Annotated in this window: 2 protein-coding genes; one reads left to right on the top strand and one right to left on the bottom strand. The window is 39.8% G+C overall.

What is annotated here, in order from left to right:
* On the bottom strand, window positions 1-2549 hold a 2549-nt coding region (locus WBM98_RS16395), incomplete at its 3' end, for a ligand-binding sensor domain-containing protein (RefSeq protein ID WP_424367099.1).
* Between the two features lie 88 nt (window positions 2550-2637).
* Here WBM98_RS16395 and WBM98_RS16390 point away from each other — a divergent pair.
* The coding region (locus WBM98_RS16390; RefSeq protein WP_424367098.1) for a hypothetical protein at window positions 2638-3348 on the top strand (711 nt) is incomplete at its 3' end.

Here is a 3348-nt window from a genome sequence, read left to right as displayed (position 1 = left end):
GTTTTAAACTCATGGGAAATATCGGTATAGAGTTTTGATTTTAACTGATTTAGCCTTTTGAACCTCAACGCCTCCGCTTCTTTTTGCCTTAAATCAAATTGCATTTTTAAGCGCCATTTTAAATAGTTGTAGATGGCAAATCCCAGGCATAGCAGTAATAACGCATAGAGCGACTTCGACCACGAATTAAAATACCATGGGGGTGAAATGGTAAAATGGAACACCTCTGGGGCATCGTTCCAATACCCATCATAATTGCTCGATTTTACTTCAAAGCTGTACGCTCCGGGTGGAAGCCTGGTGTACCTTACGAAATTGGTATTCCCCGCCTCTACCCAGTTATTTTCATAATCAACCAGTCTGTATTTATAAAGGTTTTTTTGTGGGAGTGAATATTGCATACTCGAAAACTCAAAGGTCACTGTGTTTTCATTGTACTTTAAACGAAGTCCGGATAGAATTTTTCGAGGTTTCCCAACAACGTTTAGATGTGTGATGGTTGTTTTGGGCCTTATTGTGTTTTTTCTTATTTCATCTGGATTAAACCAATAGAAGCCTTCTAGGCCCCCAAAATATAACTGCCCATCCTGACCCGAAAAATAGGCGCCCGTATTGAACTCAGATGCCAAACCATCATAGTTTGTGTAATTTATGATTGTTGGTGCCGAAGTGAGGTTCCGGCCCGGAGTGAATTTTGTAATACCCTTGTTCGAACTGAGCCATAAGGCCCCCTTCGTATCGGGCAGAATACCATAAACCACATTATTTGCAAGACCATCATGTTGTCCGTAGTTGTAGAATGTATTCGTGGCAATGTCATATGCGTCCAGACCTGCTCCATACGTGCCAATCCATACTACATTATTAGGGGCGTAGTAGAGGCTCTTAATACTATTTATGGATATTGAGTTTGCAATCGAATCATGTTGGAACATTGAAAATCTACCTTCATTTACATCAAATTTTGCGATACCGTCAGCATCAGTCCCCAACCATAAATTTCCATCTCCATCTTCCGTTATGACCCTAATGTTCTTTAAGGCCATGCCTTTGTCCTTGTTAAGGATCGTATCATACTTGGCCATAACACCCCGTGTCTTATCGAATTGAACAAGCCCCTCTTCACCGGTTCCCAACCAAAACCTACCATGGCCATCTTTAAAAATATCCCATATATTGATAGCCCCTAACTTTGCTTTAGTATTATCAATATAGTTGGTAATAGTTCCCTTCTTATCCATAATAGACAGGCCACCCCCCTGTGTTCCAATCCAGAGATCCCCAGTATCGTCTGCATGAAGGCTTATAATACGGTCAGAAAGAAGTGAATTGTCTTTGGAACCATCCATCCGGAAGGTTCGCCAACTATTGGATCCCGGTCGGTATTGCGTCAAACCCTTCCCCGATGTGCCAATCCAATTAGAACCAGAGGCGTCAACGGCAATAGACCGAACCACGTCAATATTGATATTCTCAGGAATTTGAAAATTGGTAAAGGAATTAAATTTTTCAAGATTCTCGTCGTAATAACTTAGTCCTGCACCATCTGTTCCAAACCAAATGGTTCCTGTATAATCTTCATAAATACTTAGGATATCGTTATAATGCAGTGCCTTGGGATTGTATTTTTCGACCATGAATTGTTTGGCCGTATAATTCTTTAGGTCTATCAAAAAAAGGCCTTGACCATAGGTGCCTATCCATAACCTTTCTTTGGCATCTAGATATAGGCATAAAATATTTAGATCTAGGGGAAGGGGTATATTCAAGGGCAGTTCAGTAGAACTGCTCAAAAATGCTTCCCCATTGTCCCTAAAATAAAGTCCACCCCCATAAGTACCGAACCACTGACGACCGTTGCCATCTACAACAATTGTGCTGAATTTATGGTCAATCCTTACCCCTTGAAAAGTAGTGGGTGAAACTATGGTGACCTTTGAAGTCGATTTATCTACCTCAAAAATTCCAACATCAGTGGTAATGATCACCATTTTCCGTTTTTCGGCAATTGCATAAATACCCCCGGGAGCGGCCCCCAAATCGATCTTTTGTACTTGAAAATTTTCGGGGTCCATTTTATAAAACCCATCGGTATAGGTGCCAATCCAAAAATTAAGTTCAGCATCTTGAAAAATGATACTGGCATTTTTTATTTCGGATATTGTTTCAAATTCATTGGTTACCCTATTAAGTTTGTTAAGAACATGGCTCGCAGGTATGCACCATATGTTATCCCGTCTGTCTATATACACTTTTCCTAAATGACTATAGGTTGGCCTGGTAATATCGGTGAAATTAAATGGGTATACTTCGAACTTTTTTCCGTCATACCTATTCAGCCCGTCTTGTGTCGCTATCCAGAGATAGCCAAGACTGTCTTGGTTTATAGATATGGCGCAGTTCTGCGAAAGTCCATCCTTAATCGAAAGTTGTCTGAATGTTATTTGATCTTGACCATGTAAGTATAGCGTGAAAAGAACGGTTACGACATAGAAAAATGCCTTTATTCGTTTCATGCCAAAGAAGTTCGTCCATGGGTAGTTTTCCATACCTTAACAAAATAGTATCTTTATATAGGTACGTATTGTAAAAAAAGGACATTGTAAATGTCCAAGAAGCAACTAAAACATTTATAAGATGATCAAGGCTTTCGCTGAAAGACTAGAATGCAAAATTCCTGAGAGCCTTAAACCTTTCTTGCTTACAGCAATTCATGGTCATACTGAAGATGCTATTCATCTAAGTTTTCCTGTTTATCCGAACGGCTTTCCCGTATTTATTAATGTTTATGGTAGTTTTCCAATATTGCATATTAATGGTCGAGCGTCGAGAGCTCCCTCTACATTGAACCTAGCTGGACAAATACAAGGGCAGATCCCGATGATTGAAATACAAGGTCGTTTTGGACAGATAGGATTTCTTATGCACCCAACCACTCCCTATTACCTATTCCATATTCTTGGGAATCTATCTTTAAACCGCTGGTTGGCGGTGGAGGAAATTTCTCCCAAAAATACAGCCGAACTTTTTAAAGCGTTGGATTCTTGTCAAGATCCATTACATGGACTACCCCTGATGATGCATTATTTAGAGCAACTCATACCAGGTAGATTGTCACCAGTACCTTGGCTCGACCAGGCCTTGACTGAGATATATAAAAGTGACGGTCAATTAAGCATCAAGGAACTTAGTGAAAGGGCCGGCTTGAGCTTGCGGCATTTCAGAAGACTTTTTATAAAAATTATAGGAATACCTCCTAAATATTTCTGTAAAGTGGTACAACTGAACACTATTTTTGAGAGTATAAACAATGCAAATACAGAAAAAGTACATCATCTGGCCTACGAC

The organism is Maribacter sp., from assembly GCF_049667165.1.
In the GTDB taxonomy this organism is placed as follows: Bacteria; Bacteroidota; Bacteroidia; order Flavobacteriales; family Flavobacteriaceae; genus Maribacter_A.
The sequence above is the reverse complement of the archived record's forward strand: the minus strand, read 5'-3'. Positions and strand labels throughout refer to the sequence as shown.